This is a genomic window from Candidatus Saccharibacteria bacterium (genome assembly GCA_016700015.1).
Classification (GTDB): Bacteria; Patescibacteriota; Saccharimonadia; order Saccharimonadales; family Saccharimonadaceae; genus Saccharimonas.
Window position 1 is genome coordinate 729824 of record CP064995.1, and the last position, 21708, is coordinate 751531.

22 protein-coding genes are annotated in these 21708 nt (G+C 49.7%); 3 read left to right on the forward strand and 19 right to left on the reverse strand.

The window, feature by feature from the left end; all coding sequences use genetic code 11:
• The first annotated feature begins 58 nt into the window (after nucleotides 1-58).
• Complete coding sequence (locus IPM09_04030; protein ID QQS21657.1) at nucleotides 59-973, forward strand: tyrosine-type recombinase/integrase; 915 nt, start codon at nucleotides 59-61, stop codon at nucleotides 971-973.
• Here IPM09_04030 and IPM09_04035 read toward each other — a convergent pair.
• The 16 genes from IPM09_04035 to IPM09_04110 all read right to left on the reverse strand — a co-directional run bounded on the left by IPM09_04035 (nucleotide 970) and on the right by IPM09_04110 (nucleotide 17524).
• Entirely contained in the window at nucleotides 970-2139 is a 1170-nt protein-coding gene (locus IPM09_04035; GenBank protein QQS21658.1) for a hypothetical protein, read from the reverse strand. The genes IPM09_04030 and IPM09_04035 overlap by 4 nt on opposite strands.
• A complete protein-coding gene (locus IPM09_04040) occupies nucleotides 2136-2831 on the reverse strand; it encodes a type II secretion system protein (GenBank protein QQS21659.1) in 696 nt (231 codons plus the stop codon). The genes IPM09_04035 and IPM09_04040 overlap by 4 nt, the downstream gene beginning before the upstream one ends.
• A complete protein-coding gene (locus tag IPM09_04045) occupies nucleotides 2818-3390 on the reverse strand; it encodes a hypothetical protein (protein ID QQS21660.1) in 573 nt (190 codons plus the stop codon). The genes IPM09_04040 and IPM09_04045 overlap by 14 nt, the downstream gene beginning before the upstream one ends.
• Nucleotides 3390-4112: a hypothetical protein gene (locus tag IPM09_04050; GenBank protein QQS21661.1), complete on the reverse strand. Its 723-nt coding sequence runs from the start codon at nucleotides 4110-4112 to the stop codon at nucleotides 3390-3392. Before IPM09_04050 ends, IPM09_04045 begins: the two co-directional genes overlap by 1 nt.
• 12 nt (nucleotides 4113-4124) lie before the next feature.
• A complete protein-coding gene (locus IPM09_04055) occupies nucleotides 4125-5018 on the reverse strand; it encodes a prepilin peptidase (protein ID QQS21662.1) in 894 nt (297 codons plus the stop codon).
• A 63-nt stretch (nucleotides 5019-5081) separates the two neighbouring features.
• On the reverse strand, nucleotides 5082-5546 hold the full coding sequence (locus IPM09_04060; GenBank protein QQS21663.1) for a prepilin-type N-terminal cleavage/methylation domain-containing protein: 465 nt from the start codon (nucleotides 5544-5546) through the stop codon (nucleotides 5082-5084).
• Nucleotides 5547-5632: 86 nt separating this feature from the next.
• On the reverse strand, nucleotides 5633-6841 hold the full coding sequence (locus tag IPM09_04065) for a type II secretion system F family protein (protein ID QQS21664.1): 1209 nt from the start codon (nucleotides 6839-6841) through the stop codon (nucleotides 5633-5635).
• A 1-nt stretch (nucleotide 6842) separates the two neighbouring features.
• Nucleotides 6843-7913 (reverse strand): type IV pilus twitching motility protein PilT, encoded by a 1071-nt coding sequence (locus IPM09_04070; protein QQS21665.1) that lies wholly within the window; start codon nucleotides 7911-7913, stop codon nucleotides 6843-6845.
• 12 nt (nucleotides 7914-7925) lie between these two features.
• Entirely contained in the window at nucleotides 7926-9689 is a 1764-nt protein-coding gene (gene tadA / locus IPM09_04075) for a Flp pilus assembly complex ATPase component TadA (protein ID QQS21666.1), read from the reverse strand.
• 8 nt (nucleotides 9690-9697) lie between these two features.
• Nucleotides 9698-9931, reverse strand: coding sequence for a hypothetical protein (locus tag IPM09_04080; GenBank protein ID QQS21667.1), 234 nt, complete (start codon nucleotides 9929-9931; stop codon nucleotides 9698-9700).
• A complete protein-coding gene (locus IPM09_04085; protein QQS21668.1) occupies nucleotides 9928-10614 on the reverse strand; it encodes a hypothetical protein in 687 nt (228 codons plus the stop codon). Before IPM09_04085 ends, IPM09_04080 begins: the two co-directional genes overlap by 4 nt.
• 1 nt (nucleotide 10615) lies before the next feature.
• A complete protein-coding gene (locus IPM09_04090; GenBank protein ID QQS21669.1) occupies nucleotides 10616-11341 on the reverse strand; it encodes a hypothetical protein in 726 nt (241 codons plus the stop codon).
• The gene (gene pilM, locus IPM09_04095) at nucleotides 11338-12384 is read right to left on the reverse strand and encodes a type IV pilus assembly protein PilM (GenBank protein ID QQS21670.1); all 1047 of its coding nucleotides are present in this window, start codon (nucleotides 12382-12384) and stop codon (nucleotides 11338-11340) included. Before pilM ends, IPM09_04090 begins: the two co-directional genes overlap by 4 nt.
• A 60-nt stretch (nucleotides 12385-12444) precedes the next feature.
• Entirely contained in the window at nucleotides 12445-14769 is a 2325-nt protein-coding gene (locus IPM09_04100) for a hypothetical protein (protein QQS21671.1), read from the reverse strand.
• An 8-nt stretch (nucleotides 14770-14777) separates the two neighbouring features.
• Nucleotides 14778-15260, reverse strand: coding sequence for a hypothetical protein (locus IPM09_04105; GenBank protein QQS21672.1), 483 nt, complete (start codon nucleotides 15258-15260; stop codon nucleotides 14778-14780).
• 71 nt (nucleotides 15261-15331) lie between these two features.
• Nucleotides 15332-17524 carry a hypothetical protein gene (locus IPM09_04110; GenBank protein ID QQS21673.1) on the reverse strand — a complete coding sequence of 731 codons (2193 nt, stop codon included), beginning with the start codon at nucleotides 17522-17524 and terminating at the stop codon, nucleotides 15332-15334.
• Nucleotides 17525-17624: 100 nt separating this feature from the next.
• On the opposite strand from IPM09_04110, the gene ychF reads away from it, so the two are divergent.
• Nucleotides 17625-18707: a redox-regulated ATPase YchF gene (gene ychF, locus IPM09_04115; GenBank protein QQS21674.1), complete on the forward strand. Its 1083-nt coding sequence runs from the start codon at nucleotides 17625-17627 to the stop codon at nucleotides 18705-18707.
• Nucleotides 18708-18818: 111 nt separating this feature from the next.
• On the opposite strand, the gene IPM09_04120 is transcribed toward ychF, so the two are convergent.
• Entirely contained in the window at nucleotides 18819-19982 is a 1164-nt protein-coding gene (locus tag IPM09_04120) for an LPXTG cell wall anchor domain-containing protein (GenBank protein QQS21675.1), read from the reverse strand.
• Nucleotides 19983-20015: 33 nt separating this feature from the next.
• Here IPM09_04120 and IPM09_04125 point away from each other — a divergent pair, with 33 nt between their 5' ends.
• The gene (locus tag IPM09_04125) at nucleotides 20016-20639 is read left to right on the forward strand and encodes a hypothetical protein (protein ID QQS21676.1); all 624 of its coding nucleotides are present in this window, start codon (nucleotides 20016-20018) and stop codon (nucleotides 20637-20639) included.
• Nucleotides 20640-20643: 4 nt separating this feature from the next.
• On the opposite strand, the gene IPM09_04130 is transcribed toward IPM09_04125, so the two are convergent.
• Nucleotides 20644-20892: a hypothetical protein gene (locus IPM09_04130; protein ID QQS21677.1), complete on the reverse strand. Its 249-nt coding sequence runs from the start codon at nucleotides 20890-20892 to the stop codon at nucleotides 20644-20646.
• An 81-nt stretch (nucleotides 20893-20973) separates the two neighbouring features.
• The gene (locus IPM09_04135) at nucleotides 20974-21699 is read right to left on the reverse strand and encodes a TlyA family RNA methyltransferase (GenBank protein QQS21678.1); all 726 of its coding nucleotides are present in this window, start codon (nucleotides 21697-21699) and stop codon (nucleotides 20974-20976) included.
• Nucleotides 21700-21708 lie beyond the last annotated feature (9 nt).

Here is a 21708-nt window from a genome sequence, read left to right on the forward strand (position 1 = left end):
ACAATAATAAACCGGCAACACGCTATCGTTTGGCGAGCTGGTACGCTATGCTAAGAATATGTACATGTCGGAACTTATCATCGATTTTATCGAGCACCTCGAAGTTGAGCGCGGTCGCTCGGCAAAAACTGCCGAAAACTACCGTCGCTACTTAGAACGGTTCATCGAATTTGCCGGCGATATACCGGTTGATCAAATTACCAGCGAACGGGTACGCAAATACCGCTTGTGGCTCAACCGCTATGTTGGTGAATTCGGCGACGAACTCGCAACCATCACCCAGAGTTATCACCTGATTGCGCTGCGCGGTTTTCTCGCTTATCTTGGCAAGCGCGACATAACCGCACTCAGCCCCGACAAAATCGAGCTACCAAAAGTCCATCGCAAACAAGTAACGTTTCTTCACTATGAAGAAGTCGAGCGCATGCTTGATGCCATACCGGGTGACGAAGCGCCACAACATCTGCGTGACCGGGCAATCATGGAACTATTGTTTTCGAGCGGCCTGCGCGTTTCAGAGCTGATCAACCTCGATCGTGGGCATATTAATACGAAGAGACGCGAATTTATGGTAAGGGGCAAAGGCCAAAAGGATCGCCCAGTCTTTATTAGCGAAACGGCTGCAGCTCATGTTGAGACGTATTTGGCTTGTCGAGCGGACTCACTCGCCCCACTCTTCCTTAACTACAGCCGCAATAGTATTGCTGATACCTCTGGTAATTATCGTCGCTTAACGCAGCGTAGTGTGCAGCGCATGATAAGCCGCTATGCTAAGCTTGCTGGTATTACCAAACACGTCAGTCCCCATACCATGCGTCATAGCTTTGCAACTGATTTACTGATGAATGGTGCCGATATCCGCAGCGTCCAGTCGATGCTTGGCCATAGCAGCATCAGTACCACACAGGTGTATACGCACGTTACCGATGCACACCTACGCGACGTGTACGAGAAATTTCATAGCAAAGACTAGGGCTTGGTTGGGTCGCAGCCGCCATCGTTGTAGTCAGTGGGGTCAAGTGCAACAATGAAGCTTTTGCAGAAGTTGTGAGTGATATCAACAGTCGCACGCGGATAGAGTAGTCCTTCATTTGGGTCAACCAGTTCTACCCTGGCATCGACACGACGGAATACATCTGCTGCTCTTCCGGTTGAGTCAATCGATGGCTGTACACCATTGAAATCAACTGAACCGCCACTGGAATTCTCGAGTATAATCTTGTAGTCTGCGGCATTGTAGATAGCGGTAATACGAAGGTATGCTCGACGATTCTTCATATCACCATCCATTCCAATCGGATCGGGTAGCTTAATCCTTGCTTCACATGCATAGCCGTCATTGACAAAATCAGCAGCGCAGCGCACCAATGACGGTGCGAGCGTGCCGGATCGTCTGCCATCAGCTGCAAAATTTAGCGTGGTCACGCCTGAGCTATTGGGATATAGGTAGAGGGTATGCGATGCACCATCATTGTCGAAGTCGGATTGACGAAAACCGGTGCTACTAAACTGCATGAGCTGGAGACGCATGAGCGGAGGATTAGCAGCGTTGCCAGTATTATCCCAATCTACAAGCTTTGGTAGTAATGGTGAAGCGACGTTACTCAGCGCGGGTTTTTTAAGTGGACTAGCGGGGTCTTTTGCATACCAATAGAAGTGAACCGTGTCGAATGCATCTGAACTTGCAACTGTCAGTGGTACAACATTTGATTCATCAAGCTTAAGTGTCCCACGATAGTCACGCGTGTTACGACTAATTTTTACACAAGTATATGACTGTTGGAAATCAGTTCCGTTTGCACCTAGTGAAGTTTTTAGGTAGACTTCTCCGTTAGCTTCTGCCTTGACAATTTTGGCCGCACTGACTGTTGTACACGTCGGCTCTCCGGCTAGCACAGTACAGGCATCAGAAGCTGCATCAGCCGCACACGCGGCAAGTACCCGTTTACCATCTTCGATACCTGCAAGTGCAGAGTCGTAGGCTCCCTGTGACAACTCGTTGTCGTTACTGCGACTTTGCTCAAGCGACATAATCTTCATGAAACTGACGGTGACAGTGATAAATAAAAGCACTGCAAACATGACAATAACAAGGGCAGTCGCACCTCGTTCTTTACCGCGATAAGTAGTGTGTATCATAAATTACCTCTTCCCCCAGCTCGTAGTATTGTTGTAAACTCTCCCACCGTACAATAGTCAAAGTTAGTGCTACTATCAGTTGGTGGCTTACATTGTACGCCCGCATCGGCATCAACTTGCGTGGTATCTTTTTCGTGGGTGCCGAGTACCATATGAACACTGTAAAGCCCCCTCCCTGACGCATCACTCGCAATCGTAACAATTGTCAGAGAATAGATAGCAAAGTCGCGCCCATTGGTACTTAGTAGCTCCGTTACTTTCATGGCGTCGGGAATGACAGTAGGAGCGGGGTCACCCAAGCAGAGACTCGCTCCTGGATCGATAACACGCACGAATGTCACAGGATTGCCATTATAGGTTATCTTGGCCGCAACGGTGTTATCTAGCAGTGCCGCAGTGTTCCACAGGTAAGAAACTGTACCAGTACACAGCCTTCCTGTCTGTTGGTCTCCAATTTCTGAAGGTGCCGGGTTGTTAATAGTCTTCGAGTCCGATGCGAGAACGTCACGTTTCATGAGGTCTGTGATATCGCGAGTTATCTGATTCAATGTCTTGTTAGTCACCCCCTTTGTGTAGAGCTTACCCGCATGAATAGTAAGATACAGAATGGCAAGCAGCAAAACAGACATGAATGCCATTACAAGTGTTAGCTCTACAAGGGTAAATCCACGCCGCGAGTTATGTTTTATCATAAAGCCTCACTATTGTCCCTACTGTCATCGGCACACTCTGTCCAGGCGCATCCCAACAGGCATGAATATATATGTCATAGGCAGTGACCCCTGTACCGCCATCTTCCGCTCTGGCTACCTGCACCCACATACCATCAGACTTCTTAGTTTCAAAGTCTATCTTTGCATAGGCCTGTGCTGCTTGATAACTTGTCGATGAAGCTTTAACAATCACATAACCCTCCGCATCGGTCGCATCAGGTACTATGACAAATCCGTTGGCACCACTTGTACTAATCTGGTCAACTTCGGGGCATACCGTACTATTAAGCCCAAGCGGATCGGCAGTCACAAGACTTTTTACGTCAGTCCAGCGTACAGAAGCTGTATCGCGGAGATAACGAATAAGTTCTGCTTGCCCATCGATCTGTTGACGTACCAGTGATTTTTCAAGGCTGCGCTGGGATACCGCAACACCCTGATTGAGGATCATGATCGTCGTAACGGCAGCAAGTGAAAAAATAGCAAAAGCAAGTACTAACTCAACAACCGTATCGCCCCTCCAGCTTACACGTCTCACTAACACTCACTTTCTGGCGCAAAAAGCACTCCGCTACTATTCGCCGCGTCTGAAGCAAGTGTCACGCCTGTCCTACCACCTCCGGGCATGAGCCCGGGATTACTGACACATATCCTAAATCCAGGCTTATCTGCAATAGTTCCGACAATATCTGACGGCACCTTATCGGCCTCGGCAAGTACATACGTGTGTAGCTGACCATTTGTTGGCGTGCGGGCAATCAAGATGCTAAAGGCCAGAGGTGAACTGCCGCCCTGCGGAACGAGCTGCGTCGACCAGCCAATCGTATAACGTTCAGATTCGGGGCTGACAACTAGCTTTGCATCACGAAACACTTGGGCGTCATCATCGCCGCTTAGTGTAGCTGCATCCACGGTGGCGTATACCTGCGCCGAACTAACACTGTAGCCATCTGCTGAACTATAGATAACCCGACCCACAATTGTGCAATCACTCGTGCCCCTTCCCGTATCTGTCGTTTCGCCTACAGTAATCTTTCCGTCTTTACATACTGCGTCTGGTTCACGAGAATTATTGACGTTTGCCACGAGGTTGTATTGACCCTGAAGATAGTCTTGAAATGAGTTGACAGCATCGTGATAACGCTCTCGGTTAAGGGCCGTGCTAACACCAGCAAGTAGTACGGCCATGACGAGCCCGGTAATACCCAGGAAGAGTATCACCTCAATAACCGAAAACCCCTTGGCTACTCTGATGCCCATATCTGTAATCGATTATATCATAAGCGTGTTGAGAAGTGTGTCAGTCCAGGAAAAAACCGTTCTAATAAGCGCATCGCCCCACAGCAACGCTATACTAGTACCGAGAATAAGAAACGGCCCGAATGGAATATGAGCATGACGATGTAGTTTGCCTCCGGCTGCCAAGGGAATGAGCATAAAACATCCCAGCAAATTTGCAACAAACAAGGCCAAAAATGCCAGCTCACCCTTGCCAACAAAAAGCGCGAGTCCGATGCCTAAAATACTATCACCAAGCCCTACCCAGCCAAACAATGAAAATAGAAAATACAGCCCTGCCATTAACGCCAATGCTATGACGAGCGAAATGAGCAGCTCGGGACTGATTCCGAGTGCAATCGCCCGGTAGGTAGAATATACTACAGCAACTGCTATCAATAGGATATTGACCGAAAACGGCAGTAAGAACCATTTAGCATCATACATAAACAAAACTGCCATTACTACACAGGCGACTAGCCACAAACCGAGACTTATCACTCCAAAGCTGGTATCTGTCCCATACGGCCAAAATAAGTACGAGACAGTGAAGGTTACCGCTAATCCAACTTCCAGCAGTATCTCTGCACTTCCAATAGGAGCACGACAGTAACGACATCTTCCCCCGAGACTTAACCAGCTAACAATCGGCACTAGATCATACCATGCCAGGATATGGTGACAATGAAGGCATCTGGAACGATCTTTGCTTATTGGACGACGAGTAAGAGGCCTCAGCCTCTGGAGTTCTTGTTGACTGATCGTCTCGCCATGCGCCTTGTCTTCTACTAGCTGGTGGGCGCGCAGTCGCCACACCTGAGCCCCTGCAAAGCTGCCCATAAGCGCGCCAAGCCACGCTATCGTCCCAATCATAAGAAGTTTATCCATACACCTTATCATAACAAAAACCCCCTATCAGGAGGAGGTTTTTGTGGAAGAATCACTGAGTTATTATGATTCGAGACAGTATCCGCTGTTTGAGCCACCCTCAAGCTTAGTCACTATAGCCGCTTGACGCGCGGTCCCCTTTGCAAGTGTTACCTTACCCTCCGCTCCTACGGTGTCACATTTTGTTCCTACATATACGGTGACTTCGGCGTCATTTGCCGTTACATCACCCGTTGCTGCCGCTTTTACAACAATACTTGTCGTATTGTCGGACTTACTTGTCGCATACTGATCAAGAAGGGTCTTACCTACCAGCTCACCAATGCTCTTCCCTCTGTTATTGCTTGACCACGAGTTGATTGCTGATGCCACAATACTCACATCATTCTTGCGTGCCGTGTCGCGCTGGCTAGCATGTAACGCTGGCAATGCGATGAATACCATCAGAAATATCAGAGCAGCGATCGCCAACACCAACACTACCTCGATGATTGTAAATCCCTTTTGTTTCAGTTCTTGCTTGCTCATCGTAGTAATATTTCCACCTTCCCTCTTAGAGCTTATTACCTTGAGTACTATGATACCGCACGTGGCTATCGCGTGTCTAGACTTTTCTAGTTGATTCCGCCTACTAGGCTGTAGATTGGGAACAAAATTGCCCCCACCATACCACCGGCAAAAACAGCGAGCACCACCATTAGGACGGGTTCAATCGCTGTTGAAATTGACTTAATCTCTTCGTCGAGCTCATCCTCAAATACCTGAGCTGTCTTGCCCATCATCTCGTCGATCTTACCCGATTGCTCACCAATCTTGATCATCTGTGGTACCATCGGTAATATATAGGCTTCTGGTTGAAGCGCGACGCTAAGCGCCTTACCGCCTTTTACCTTCTCAGCTGCGCGCATAATACCAGCCGCAATGATTGTGTTATTGGTACCTTCACTGCTGATACGCAGCATGTCGAGCATCCCGACACCAGTAGAAAGTAGTGTCTGACCAGTCCGCGTAAAACGCGCCATATAGAGTTTGCGAAACATCCCACTGAACAATGGTATGTTAAGCTTTACAGTGTCTTTGAATTTAATACCGGCATCAGTCTTGAAGTACTGTATTGTAAAGTAAATGACGATACCGATGACAATGATCGTCAACCACCAGAAATTGATGATGAAATTTGCCGCCGCAATCATCATCGCTGTTAGAAACGGCAAAGATTTATGCATGTCATCATACAGCTTGGCAACCTGTGGTACTACAGCAACAAGCATAAACGTCATAACTCCAATAATGACAAGTAATACAATGCCCGGATATACCATCGCGCCACGGATTTTGCCCATCATGGCTGCATCTTTTTCCTTTTGGGTAGCGATCCGCTTCAAAGCTTCGTCAAGCGTACCCGATGCCTCACCTGCTGATACCAGCGCGAGTACAATTTTGTCGAAGACCTCTGGGTGTTTACCAAATGAGTCACTCAGGGTATGACCACCCTCGACATCAGCGATCACCTCTTCGACAACTCGCTGCATTTGCTTGTTCTGTGTTTGTTCGAGTACGGTATGCATACTTTGGGCAAGGGGCAAGCCGGCACCAATCAGAGTTGAAAGTTGACGCAAGAAAATAATCTTATCTTTAGTTGTAACACGGCCAGTTAGTTTGGCGATTAATGAACCGTTCTCGTCAATCTCTTTAATGTCGAGCGGCATAAGCCCCTGTTCAATTAGCACTTTAGCAGCTGCCGATTCGCTGTCGGCCTGTACCATCGACTTAACCACGCTGCTACTGGCCTTGTCACGAGCTTCGTAGTTGAATTTCTTCATTCTATCCTCTCATAAGCCTTTCGAACTCTGTTAGGTCGACGGCAAATTCACGCGCTTGATCGTAAGTTACCGTGCCACTTTGCACAAGACTTACAAGTGTACGATCCATGGTTTGCATGCCTTGATCTGCCCCAGTTTGGATAATAGCATCAAGCTGGTGGCTCTTGCCTTCGCGGATAACGTTGCGAACTGCTGGATTAGCGATGAGCACCTCTGCTGCCACAACACGTCCACCACCGATAGCTGGCACCAAACGCTGACTACAAATAGCCATCAATATATTAGCGAGCTGGGACCGGATCTGAGGCTGTTGATGGGGCGGAAATACGTCAATCATACGATCGATACTTTGGGCAGCGCTGTTGGTGTGAAGGGTAGCAAACACGAGATGCCCAGTCTCGGCGATGGTGATAGCCGCGCTGATTGTTTCGAGGTCACGCATCTCACCGATCAATACGACATCAGGATCTTGACGAAGCGAACTACGCAGCGCAGCCGAAAATGAATAAGTGTCGTAATGCACTTCACGCTGAACTACAACCGATCTTTTCGATTTATGCGTAAATTCGATTGGGTCCTCGATGGTAATGATGTGCTGTGATTTTTCAGTGTTGATCTTGTCAACAAGTGCAGCCAGCGTCGTCGACTTACCGCTTCCGGTTGGTCCGGTCACTAGCACAAGACCGCGCGGATAGTCAGCGAATGTTAGGACGACCTGTGGCATGCCGAGCTCGGTTACTGATTTGATCTCATTAGGGATAAGGCGTAGTGCTGCAGCTAAATTGCCACGCTCATGAAAGGCATTGACGCGAAAACGCCCAAGTACACCAAATGCAAAGCTAAAGTCAAACTCCTTGTCTTTGAGCAAAATCTGTTGCTGGTCTTGGTCGAGGATGGCAAAAATAAGACTTTCAACCTGCTGCTCATCAAGTGGGTTAAAACCAGCAACTGGCGTCAGCGAACCGTCAATGCGCAGCATAGGAGGCAATCCGACCTGAATATGAAGGTCGCTTGCGCGCTTCTTCACGACTTCTTCGAGCAGTATTTCGATTCGTAGTTCTTGATTTTGCATTGCCTCTCCCTTTTAGACCGTATCTGATGTCACCCTGTTAACTTCTTCGAGCGTTGTAATGCCCTGTAGTGCTTTGAGGTAGCCGTCTTGTCGCATAGTAATCATACCCTGCTCAACAGCTTTACGTTGAATCTCAGCGCTCGTTGCTCGGGCGACGATGAGCTGTTGGATCTCCTCGGTCACATCCATCACCTCATACAGGCCGGCGCGTCCACTATACCCGTGCGGAGTCGCTGGCGTGTCATGTCCCTTCACTAAAGTATAAGCTGTTTGGCCTGCCAGTGGCAAGTCCTTATACCCAAGATCAGCCGATACACGAGCGATGTCTTCTTTGGTCCGGGGAAGCAAATGGCCCACATTATCGATAATACTTTTAGTCTCAAGTGGACTCGACCAGTACGCATCACGCTTAGGGCCCACACGACGCACTAGACGTTGTCCAATAATAGTATTGACGGTGCTAGCAATCAGAAATGGCTCGATCTCCATGTCGAGAAGCCGTGGCAAAACCCCTGCCGCACTGTTGGTATGGAGGGTGCTAAAAACCAAGTGGCCCGTTAGCGCCGCCTGAACACCAAGATTGGCAGTTTCGCTGTCGCGCATCTCACCTACCATCACAACGTTTGGATCTTGGCGCAAGATCGAACGTAGGCCTGAAGCAAATGTTAGTCCAACCTCGGCATTGACCTGGATTTGGTTCACGCCATCCATTTTGTACTCGACTGGGTCTTCCAATGTAACAATGTTGATGGTCTCGTTTTTAATTTCTTTGATAAGCGCATACAAGCTCGTCGATTTACCGCTACCGGTCGGACCAGATGTCAGCAGCATGCCGTTGGGGCGCTTGAGACCTTTGCGGATCGTACGTAGCGCTCGACCAGCATAGCCCATTTCCTCAAGATCAAAGCTATTACCAGTTTTGTCGAGCAAACGAATGACGCATTGTTCGCCCCAAACAACAGGGCTAATCGCGATACGCAGGTCAACTTCCTTATTCCCCACCTTAACGGCAAACTGACCATCTTGTGGCACGCGATGCTCGTCGATCTTCAAACTGGATAAAATTTTTATTCGGCTAATCAGTGCTGGTTCAATACTTTTTGGTAACTGCATAACTTCTCGTAGTACGCCATCAATCCGACAGCGGATTTTGAGCGCCTTCTCAAGAGGTTCAATATGAATATCGCTGGCACGACTTTTAACAGCATACTCTAGGATAGTACTCAGCGCTCGGCTGATTGGAGAGTCTTGAACAATTGTTTTTATATCACGACTTGATTCGCTATCAGCTTCCTTCTGCGATACCTGTGCAGCAACATCGACACTAGAAAGGTCAGTCTTGTACTGATCAAGCACGTGTCGAACACCCGCTTCAGATGCCATAAAAACTTTGAGTGGGCGCTGAATACGATTTGCAAGGTAATCCACCGCTTGGACATTGTTGGCATCGATCATCGCCACAGCAAGTCGATTCTGAACTTCTGCTAACGGCACAGCCATAAACCGCTCGGCAATATCAGATGGTAGTAGTGACAAGATCGCTTGATCGACAATTGTACTCGTGAGATTGACGTATGGCACGCCCGATACTTGGGCAATAGCGTGAGTTAGAAGCTCATTATCGATAACGGCTGTCTGTGTTAGGACGCTAAGCAAGGGTTTGTTGGCTTTGGCCGACTCTTCGCTCGCTTTTGTGAGCGCATCAGTACTAACCAACCCCTCCTCCTGCAAGAGAGCGATGAGCTTTTGTTGGATGTCGTCGGTCATGAGCGCCATAGTAGTTCCTACTGTGCAGCGCCAGACCCGCCGATAACTGTTTGAACCGTTGGATTGATGGCGTCTTTGTTGAACACCTTATCGCTCGGTGCAACAACATCGGACTTTACTTTTGAAGCAACAGGCACCTTCACACCCTTTTCTTCGAGCTTGAGCCCAGGAATTTGATCACCGATTAAAAAAGCAATGAGTGCCGTCATACTCGCGATCAGAATAATCATCGCGATATCACTTTTTTTCATGATTTACTCGCTTTCTTTTTCCCATCACTGACAGGGACAATTTGGTCTTTAAGCTGGACAGTAACACCAGGCAAATAGTACGCATGGGCGTTAAGGGTCATTGTGTACTTCTCGTCAGTTTTTTCGAGCATCATTGTATCAATATCAATCGTACGGATTGATTTTTCCATGCGGGTAAGCATATCTTTGAGGCTATTGGCATCGCGAGCTGAAACAGTGACAACAAGGGGTATCGTCCCAAGCTGACCACTGTCGGCTTCATCGACAACTGCTTGAACATTGATCGATTCTACATTCACGCCGGAGGCTCCTGCAAGAAGGTTCTGTTGTAGCGACGAACCAAGCGCTAGTGCGTTCGGGTCAGCGGGAAGCGCGTCGAGCACAACCTGCAGTGCTTTGTCTTCGGGTCGTGCCTTAATTGAGTTTAGGGCATCGTTTGATTCGTACACCCGAACATTCTTCACAAGCTCATCCGCAGTGGCGATATTTGATTTTACAGTGGCGGCCGTATCGTTGAGTTTACTAATGACTTTCATTTTATAGACAATATGTTGCGTGAGAAAAATAGAAAGCACAGCACATACCCCTAGAACCGCTGACATGCCGGCAATCCACATAAACATCGTACGGTTGGAGTTAGCGATGATTTGGCGCTTCTTCATGCCGGGTTGTGGTGTAGCCATACTAGTTGCCCTCCGTTGTGTCTTTAGCCTGTTGGCTAAATAGTGAGTCTGGTACACGGGTTCGTGAATCGGTCACATCGATCTTGTTCGTCGGTGTAACAACTTTAATCGACTGAAGCGTATTGTCGAAAAGCCCTTCAGGATACGTGAATGATAGTGAGAATCTCAAGACCTTTCCTCCGTTGGCTCCTTCACCGTAACTGGTTTCGCCCATGATTACTTTATCGGTAAGTGTCACCGACGATAAGTCGTCGCCACTACCACTCTCTAGTTTCGTGTTGAGGATAGTTTTTCGAAATGTTTCGGTAGCTGGATAGCCGTTTACTGCCGAGCCTTCGATTGTGAGATTTTTGGTCTCAGGATCGAGTTTAATATTTGATATCTTGATGTCGTTCGGCGCTGGTGGATTGATTGCAGCAAGCAGATCAAAGACGCGCGAATCGATTGATTTATTCTGGTGGATGTCCGAGATTTTAGAGAGCTGATTTTGGATTGTCAGTACATTCTCGATATTATCGATTGATTGAAAAGTTTTGAAATCTTTCTTAATATTATCGCGCACAACTGTCTCAGTAATCGCCTGACCACCAAGGAAAAGTGCCAAGAGCGCTACAACTCCACCGGCAGTGACACCAATAACGATCGCCAGCGTGATTGCCATATTGCGCATTTTCTGCGCACGAATAAAAGCTTGCTTTACATCAGGGATAAGGTTTACTTCGATCATAGCTCACCACTCCTTTTGGCAAGTCCAATCACGGTGGCAAACTCGGTAGCGACCGGGCCAAGCTGTTTTTGATCATTCTCGGTCATTTGAATACCTTGCCAGGGGTTAGCTACATGCACTTGCTTGCCGACCTTTCCAGCCAGGTAGCTGTCGAACTGCGGAATAGCTGACGCAAAACCAGCCAGTAACACTCCTTCAGTAGTAACACTCGGATAGCGTGTTTCAAAAAATTTGATCGATTTGGTAATCTCTCCGGCGAAATTATCGAGTGTAGTTTCAAGTGCTCGTAACACCTGTCCTTCAAGTCGATCGGGGGCAAGGCCGAATTTGAGAATAAACTGTCGAGCCTGATCATCTTGGACATTCAGGTTAGAAACAGTTGCCTTAACAAATGAACTAATACCGGTGGGAATGGTACGAATGAGCCGAGGCGCATCGCCATATACAATAGCGATATCGGTCGAGTTTTCACCCATATCCAGCTGTACGACTGCACCTTGCGAACCTTGCACTGTCAGCGCGCGAACCATGGCAATCGGATCGGGCTCGGCAGCAATAACATTAAGCCCAAGTGCCTCAACCATTTCGAGCCGCTCCTCACTATACGTTTTAGATACGCTTGAAAGTAATACTTCCTGCTGGTTTTGTGCTCTCAGCGATACACCAAGGAGTGCCCAGTCGACTTTAGCTTCATCGACCGCCATTGGAATATACTGGTCAATCTGATACTTCATCGTGGATTTTAGTTCTGATTCACTCGACATGGGTACGTCGATAATTGTTGTGAAGGTTTTGCTTGACGGAAGGCCGATCACGACATTTTTGGTTTTAATACCACTCTGACCTACGGCTGTCATGATAACTTCTGAAACCTTACGTCGCGCCTCTTCAGAGTCACTGCCAGTAAGCCTGCTGTCAACCGGTGCATAGCCGTAATGATCTAATACCCAGCCACTTGCAGCCTTCTTTAGTTGCACGACACGAATGGCGTTAGTGCCAATATCCAGTGCAAAGAAATCGCCCATCCCTTTTAGCATACTCATATTACTCTTTAGTATACATAAGCGATATGTATATTGGCAAGTGTTTTTACTCCTATGGCATTAGTATCGCGGTGGGAGCTCAGTGATACTTTTCGTCTTCCACACGCCGTTCGTGGCCGAAACACGGTGCGACCATATATAGGTATCGGCTCTCATGTCGAGTACTTCGGCTGGCGCGCCAGCGCTACTGAAAGTTCGTTTTAGCAGTAGGCTACCCGCGACTATCGGACCAGTTACGCGTAAATCTTGCTTGCAATCATTCGCCGTCAGAGGTTCGCTGTGTTCATAGCAAGTATCAATTACCCCACCCGGAGCAACAAGCCAAGCGTCTATATTTCTAACGTTCTGGGAGATACGGATTGCATTTGCAATAATCACAAACTGTTCGATATTCTTATCAGTCCCTGTCAGAACGCCGTTTGGAGCATTGAGTGACGAAGCAATCGTGACAACACCACTTGAATACACCACCTGGTTTGCCACATAGTCTGCCGATGTTAGTGTAACATCACCAACATCTCGCCTAGTGACACCGCTAGGTATGGTCGGCTTCGTAAAGTAAGCTTTGATGTCGGGGACAGTACCGATTTGTGCACCAGAACCGAAATTACCGAGCGCAGCTGTATTGTTGGCGAATGTTAGCCGACTCCATGAAGCGGCCGTGCTAGTTGCTCCAGCCGCATTGAGACCAGAACCCGATGCAACACTAGCAACCACACTGGGTGCGAGAACTGAGTATTCGCCCCAAGAGCCAAATGTTCTTACCGCTCCGCCACTATTCACTGTCAGAAGACCAGACTCTACGCGAGACAACAGGTTGGTGGCAACTGTAGTACTTGAACCGACTCTCAGATCATTACCCCACACCTGGACTAGCGGCTTTTGCCCTATAAGCACACAGGCCGGATCGGCAATACGCCTAGTAGTATCACTTGCTGCACTCGTAGTGTAATCAAAATGCCGGACAGCAACAACACGACAAATCTTCTCGCCAATCACATTGGCACTTGTGGCGATAGCTTCTGTATCGATTGTTTTGTCCGACGTAATGATTTCTGTTCCCTGTGCGTTGCTGCCATTTTTTAATTTAGACAGCTTACAGTTCGTTGATTTGACCTGTGTGTAGGTGGTAGAGAGCCAGTCGCATACCGTCTGGGTACCGCCATAGCTCACTTGAGCAAAACTGCCGTGCGCACCAATTTTGTTGAAATGCACCGCAAAATTCGGCAAAGGATCATTCTTGCCTATCACAAACTCATAGACCGTCCACTCTGTGGCGGTTTCGGGTGTATTGCCGTTGCGATACACCATGTCAGTAGTTGCGACAGTGTCACCAACCGAGATCGTACTGCGCTTTGAAGCGTCGAGTAGGCTAGAATACGGCTCGTAGTTGTAGTCGGAGTGGATTCGGGCACACACGTCGCTCGTGGCATGCAAACTGCTGTCATTGTACGAAAATGGCTGCCATACCAGCCGTTGACACAAGTTTTTTCCTATATCGGCAGCTGTCACTGTATAAAGCCCGAATGGGTCGGTGATACTCCAAGATGTATTACTATTGAAGGCCTTGGGTTGGTCAACCCCTATCGAGCCACTCCAACTACCTGTACGCTGCGAGGCGTCCCACATATTTTGAGCGGACGCTCCCGATGTAAAGTTACTAATTGTCATACTATGGCTCCACTCTAATTTATCGCCCGGAAAGGCATCGATTAGACTGCCACTACCTGTCGAACCATCGCTGCGAGTATAAAAGACCTGCGTTGCAGCCGATGATGTCCAGGAATTTGCTCGACCGGCACGGGTGACATATACATTGACAACCTCTGTATAGCAGGCACCTTTTGTGCCATTCTGGGAGAAGCAGCGGTAAATACCTACTTGGAGGGTAGTTGTTACTGGACTGCTAGTAGTATTAAGCGGGACGGAACTAATATTGAGTGTAGCTGTAATCTCACCCCCCTTTGTTGACCAGTTGCTCGCAGCCGGACTTGGCAAAGTACCACGAGACAGCGTCGTACTACTGAGGTTTGAAAGAAGCGTCGCGTTAGGAGCATCCGTTCTCACATCGACTGCCTTTACATCACCGGGACTACCATATTTACAACCATAGACCGATCCCCTAATTGAAACATCTACTGTTTGTGCATCACTCGAAACGTTCACTGTATCGTTATAATAGCTCGCGCTGTTTGTGAACCATATTGCACCACGTGCACCGAATGCGGTGCCCTCCCCCCAATAGCATAGGTTATAGGCATTTTGTTCAGCAGTGTTATATGGCACACGATTATCGGCGAAGACCTCTACCGACGGTATAATCGCACCGGCTACACTAAGTAACATAAGTACAAGTAGTGTCACGATTAAGTGGGATCGACTCATGGAAATCGTTATCCTTCACCTTTCGGCGGATTGGCAGTGCTTGTCTGATAGGTCTTAATGGAAATTTCGAGTTGTTCCACGCTGCTCACGCCCCGCAGATTAGTATTAACATATACACCCTTATCGACATTAGACTTCAGTGAACTAAGATAACTAGTGGCGATGACGGTATTACCGTCAACTAAGCTTTTCTGTGTCAGTATATAGAGACAGGTCGAGTCATCCCTGTAGCCACTACGCGATACAATTGTCTTCTCGAGCTGGGACAACCTGGCAGGCTGCTTACTGATATCATCGAAAGCAGCATTGTATTGATCGACAATCTTCTTATCGCATACGTCTGCAACTAACCTCACCTGTTGCGAAGGTTGCTTGATGCCGATATAGCCATAACCGAGCAGCACGCTGCCAACAGCTCCACCGACAAAGACACAGCAAAGAATGAGCACAAAGGCTACTTTGCTAAAACCGGCTGATATACGATAAGGCATAGACTTTCCTCCCAAACTACTTGTGCTTACATATGTATTTAGTATAACAGCCGTATTAAGCTTGCACCACCCTAATACCGTGGTGACAGTTCTCTTAGTGACCGTGTGACCCACTTACCATTGCTGACTGAAACTCGATGGGCCCATAGAAAGGCATCGCTCCGGAGATCGATGACTTCGGCAGGGTTGCGGGCGTTTCCTGCAGTCCGCCGCAAAAATAATTGTTTAGCAACAATCGGGCCCGTTACTATAAGTGGACGCCCGCATATATTAGTCGTTAGTTGATCAGATAAGTGTTCGTCACATGTGCTAACATAGCCAGCAGATGCCACGAGCCACGCGTTAACTGTTTGCACGGTGTCACGGATAATAATGTTGCCAGTGGCAATAATTACCATTTGAGAAATAGTCGTTTCATCGAGTAGTGTAGGATTGGGATGAACTATATCTCGGTCAATAATAACTGTGCCCTTAACGTAGTGGACACCGGGACTATAGGCACTAATTATGTGATTACCGCTGTATACCGTTGTATCTGCGGAGGGCTTCGAACCAAAGTATTGCTCCATATCGGGGAGACCCCCAACAAACAACGGTGCACCAAACTGACCCAGTGTTGGCGCAGTATTTGAAAACGTCAGTTTACTCCAGGCACTCTGCGCGCCCGGCAGACCCAGTCGGTTAAATCCCGATCCCGAAGAAAATCCGTTGATTGAGTCCGGTGCTATGACCCCATATTCACCCCAAGAACCCGTAGCTCCATCTCCCGACAACATCATGCCGCCTACTATACTGCTAGCGATATTGGCACTAGTGCTGGTGGCACTCCCAACTCTCGTATCATTACCCCATATTTGAACAGTTGGCCTCTTGGCAATCTTTACGCAAGCTGGGTATGATACCCGGCGCCAGGCCGTCGACATGTTAGGAAAATCAAACGAACGAACAGCCAGCATACGACACACTATATCGCCAAGGGAATAGTCGTCAGCGCGTATAGGTATGGCGTCGGTAATTGACGTATCGCCTCTGTCAAATATCAAACTACCGTTTGCTGTCCGTGACTGACACACAATATTACCCGCAGCTCCTGGGAGTGTCCTTAACCAATCGTTGCACGCCTCACCGGCATCGGCGTAACTAGCAAGCGCAAAGGCATAACCATCAATCGACTGATTGAACACACCCGCCAGAGGAAAGCTTTTCCCCCTTGGTATTACAAACTGGTAGGCGCCGTACCTTGAGCTATAGTCAGCTTTTTCACCAGAATTATGCACAATCTCGGTTGGCACTACTGATTCACCCAAACTCAGTGTTGTCATAGAAACACCCTTAATTTTTGTACTCGGCAACAAGTTGTTAATCCCACAGCGGCTGGCAGCGTTAATACTATCGTAAGGCAGCTTGAACTGAATAACATTGTTAGTATACACATCGGTGAGTACAAAATTGTATCGGTGGCCTTTGGTATGAGTAAAAACAAACGTGTCCGTCATGCCGTTGCCCGATGACGGCGTACTAAAGTTCTGACGAATACCCGTATCGATATCCTCGACATACGCAGACATAGTACGACTATACTGTGCGGCACCATCACTACTACTAGCGTCATTATCTGGGTCATATACAATAATACTCGCCGTCCCAGTGTCGGCTGTACATGGCGCTGCAAACGGTAGGCTGTAAGTAAAAAAGTTGCCGCAGCCATCGTCATTTGCCTGACGGCATCGATCTTGGTTAAGAATGGCAAATCGCTCATCGTTGTCAGCACTTGAATATCCAATGAGACCCCCATCTGGCAGCCCTAGGCGAAAGCCACGGCGATTGGAATCGGAGATAAGCGAGAACTTTACAAGTGCTTTGTATTTCTTGCTGTCAGCGTTGTAATGAAATTCACTTGCAGGTACCCAGAAACTACCGGCTGTCGAACCGCTATTATTGTCGCACATAGTCCACGGCGACGAAGCACCCGCTACTGGTGAGTCGACTTGGATGCCACGAGGACGGTCATCACACCAAAACGTAACACGCACATTACTGCCCGGTGCGGTGTCGAGGTAGATTGGGATACCAGTGCTCTTAGCACCGCTCACATCGTCAGTATTTGCTAGATAGTACGATACATTAGCACCACCAAACTCAGCTTTGTCGGGGCCGTTGTTCGATATCGCCTGCACGTGATGCTGAAATACCGTCACCCCAATACCCGTCGTCAGCACAACAAAGACCACTACCCACCACTTACGACCGTGAACGCGTTTCATACCCTGCATTATATACCATAAGCGAATTACTGAGTAAGTCTCCCTCCTGTTTCACTAATTCCATAGCAATATCTCGTCACCACTGTTATAATAATCTGCTATGAGCTTATCTATTGGTATCGTGGGCCTGCCCAATGTTGGCAAGTCAACACTATTCAATGCCCTCACTAACAATGATATTTTGGCGGCGAATTATCCATTCGCCACAATCGATCCGAATACAGGCGTGGTACCTGTGCCCGACAAGCGCCTTGGTATGCTCGCACGCATGTACAATGCCGAGCGAGTCATCCCCGCTACCGTCACCTTCGTTGACATCGCCGGGCTCGTCGCTGGTGCCAGCAAGGGCGAGGGCCTTGGCAACAAGTTCCTGGCCAATATCCGCCAGTGCGACGCCATCGTCCATATTGTGCGAGCATTTGAAAATACTGACATTTTACATGTGGAAGATAGCGTCAATCCGCAGCGTGATATCGAAACCATCAATACCGAGCTAGCGCTCGCCGATATTCAAACCATCGACACCCGACTGGTGCGGCTTACAAAAGAAGCAAAAAGCGACCCCAAGGCAAAAGAAACTGTCGCTTACCTAACATCACTCAAGCAGCTCCTTGAGTCGGGCAAGCTACTCAATCAGCAAAGTGATCTCGATCCAGAAATCATTCGCGATCTGCACCTGCTGACAGCAAAACCAGTGATTTATGTGTTCAACGTCAACGAAGAAACACTAGTCGATGAGGCAAAAAAGCGCGAGCTACGGGCACTCGCCCAGCAGAGTCATGCACTGTTTATCTGCGCCAAGCTTGAAGATGAAATAAAAGGACTCAATCCAGCTGACGCAGCAGAATTGCTCGCTGCCTACGATATTCCCGAAGCAGGCCTGGTGCAAATGATTCATGCCGCCTACGATATATTGGGACTACAGAGTTACCTGACAGCCGGCCCCAAAGAAGTGCGCGCTTGGACGATCAGGCAAGGCGCGACCGCACCACAGGCCGCAGGTGTTATCCACACTGATTTTGAAAAAGGCTTCATAGCCGCACAAGTTGTCGACTATTTCGACCTTGTTGCCGCCGGCTCTGAAGCAGCGGCTAAGGCTGCCGGCAAAGTTGCGACCGTGGGGCGCGACTACGTGATGCAGCCAAACGATGTCGTTGAATTTCGCTTCAATGTGAGCAAATAACTTCACATAAAAAAAGCCTGGCCGCCTCATCCTCTGTATTGCTACAGAGAACAAGGCGCCAGGTTATATGGGCTCGCTCACAGTCCTAAGGACTACAAGCGAGCCGTTCGGCTATCCCTCGACGCGGCGGAGGCGCCGGTTCGCCAGCAGCAGACCAGCACCAAGGGCCATGAGCCCCAGACTGATCCACAGCGGCAAACTGATATCGCTACCCGTGTTGGGCAGCTGCTGGCACGTAGCCAGTTCAGCCGCGTCGAGCTTGACGCTCTTCACGGTCGGCTCGCCGACCAGTATCCAATGAGCCCGGTTGGGGTCATTTGTGTACTTGCTGTCCGCCAGAACCTGGGGGACAGAATACGTGCTGGTCTCAACCAGCTTCGTACCTTCGGTGCAGGACACCGAATTAGCAACATCACTGCTGACCAGCACGGTCTTAGGACCGGGGTTAGGCGGCATCGGCGGGGTCACCGGGCACTCCGACTGATCGGTCGCAAAGTTGGCCTGCAGGTAGGGCTCGAAGCCCGCAACCGTAGGACCAAACGACAGATCCACCATCGCATAGGTCGTGGTGAACTGCTCGGTGGCGCCAGGCGCGACCGTGAACTGACCCGAGATGTTCTCGGTGTTCACAAGGTCGTCACCCCAGAGCACCAGCACCGAAGGGTTAGCCGCTGGGTTAGCGACCTTCACCACTCCGCCGCACGTCTTGGTGACGATCAGGGGCGCCAAGTCCTTGTTGGGAACCTGGCACACCACACCGTTGTCAGCTGGCAGCGTGAAGACCTTCGGCGCCGTGGTGCCGTCAGACCAAGTGGTCCGAACAGTGTCACGGAGCGTCGCTACCTTCTGACCCTTGTCGTTCACTGACCAAGTGTACTTGTCGGTGTCGGTGGTAGCGTCCCAAACGGGCGGGACAACCGCACCACCGGCCGGGTTGCACCGGTCAGTCGACGCGGGCTGCGTGGGAATGGCCACCTTCTCGGGCGTGAACGTGTAGACCACGCACTCCGAAGGCAGCGGGTTGTCCGGGCCATACTCGGTCCGACTCAACTCGGTGCCATCAGGGCCGCGAACGACCAGCGTCACTCCGTAGAGTCCCTGCGAGGGCAGCTCAAGACTGATACCATCAGCGACGGGGTTCCACCCGAAGGTAAGGAACTCTTCGCCCTGGTACACGGCGATCGCATACCACTCACTGCCAGCCGGGTAGCCGACGAACGAGCCGCACAGCTTGACGGTAGCGACCGGACATGACGCCTTCTCGGCATCGGTCATGGCACGGGTCTGGGTCTCAGTGGTCGTCACAGCGTGAGCCGGATCAAGCACCCAGGCCGTTCCAAGAGCGTTGAGCATCTTGGGCGTGCTGGTGACGGTCCGCGTCTGCTCGACCGTTCCGGTCGGACAGCTCTTAGCCCCATCAGTCCAGTCACCAAACGAAACGTCGGGCGGCGGCTGTGGACCGGCACACTGGGACTTCTCGTCCGCCGTCATGTCGCGGTTACGCGACTCGGTCTTCGTGGTCCACTCGGACTCAGGAGCATCGACGTACTGACCCACCGAGTCGCCCCACACCTGTGGGATAGTGGTAACAGTACGAGTCTGGACAACCGTTGCGGTTGCGCAGCTCTTGGCCCCATCGACCCAGTCGGTCGTGACCGTGCGCGGGCCAGGGTTGGCCGGCACACAGTTCAACGCCCCGAAGGTCACAGTCCGCGTGTCGGTACCGGCCTGGTTCGCCCACTTCAGGGCGAACGTGACCGTACCGCCGGCCGTGGTGTAGACACCGAGGTCGATAGTGAACTGCTCGGTGGCACCCACCTTGACGGTCTTGGTTCCACCCGACTTGCTGGCCACCGTTGCAGTGACCACCATGTCGAGGCCAGAACTAGCCGGCTCAGTGTTGGTGAACGTAGCGTTCACCTGCACGCCTGAGTTGCTACAGACAGCCGTAGCCGACTGAGACGTCGACCATGCGTAGGCCATGCGAGGACTGAGGCTCACGCCGATCACGGCGATCACCAAGATCGCCAGCCAGCGCCCTACGTTCACACGCCACTTGGGCGCACGATGCGTTGTTGCACTCATGCTTCACACCCCTTCCAGGGATTGAACGTGAGATGATCAGATTGTCAAATGCGCCTGTCATCCAGGCAAGCGCAATTACTGCGACAGCCCGATCAGGCACTCACCCCACCCCACGTGTCGGCAGGGTAGATGCTTTGGCTATATTAGCATATTGTAGATTAAATGTAAATAGTATTCTATACTACTTATGTTTTAAAGTCTGTAGCACAAAAAATCGCTCGTGATTGCCTTTGCTACCCTTCACATCACTGTCTGCTTTATCAACAATAATATAATAATTCTTCACCCATTGTTCGAAACTTTTTAGTATGTCACGACGCACACGGTCATTTTTAATCACCCCGCTCGTGCCTACTTGGGCTTTAGTTGCCTCAAACTGCGGCTTCACCATCGCTAGTACCGTGGTAGTTGGGCAGCATAGGGTGGCAATATAGGGCAAAATATCACGCAAGCTTACAAAACTGACGTCTATCACTACAATGTCGGGGGTCAGTAGTGGCCGAAAACTGCGAATATCGGTTTTTTCGTGTAGTTCTATGCGCGCATCGCCGCGCAGACTCGGGTGCAGCTGATCGGTACCGACATCGACAGCAATCACCTTTTTTGCGCCGTGTTGCAGAGCATAATCGGTAAATCCACCGGTGCTACTACCGACGTCGAGCACTACTTTACCTGCAAATGATACCGTAAACATGTCAGCCACCGATGCAAGCTTTAGCCCGGCCCGGCTGACATAGCGTTCGCTCGCTGTCAGTTCTAATTCGTCATTCTCGTCGACAAAATACCCCGGTTTACTGACCAGTTTACCCTGCACTGACACCTTACCAAGGCGTATCCAGCTCTCGGCCTGCGAGCGCGTAGGCGCCAGCCCGGCTTTCACAACCGCTTGATCAAGTCGAATCTTCATACCCTTATG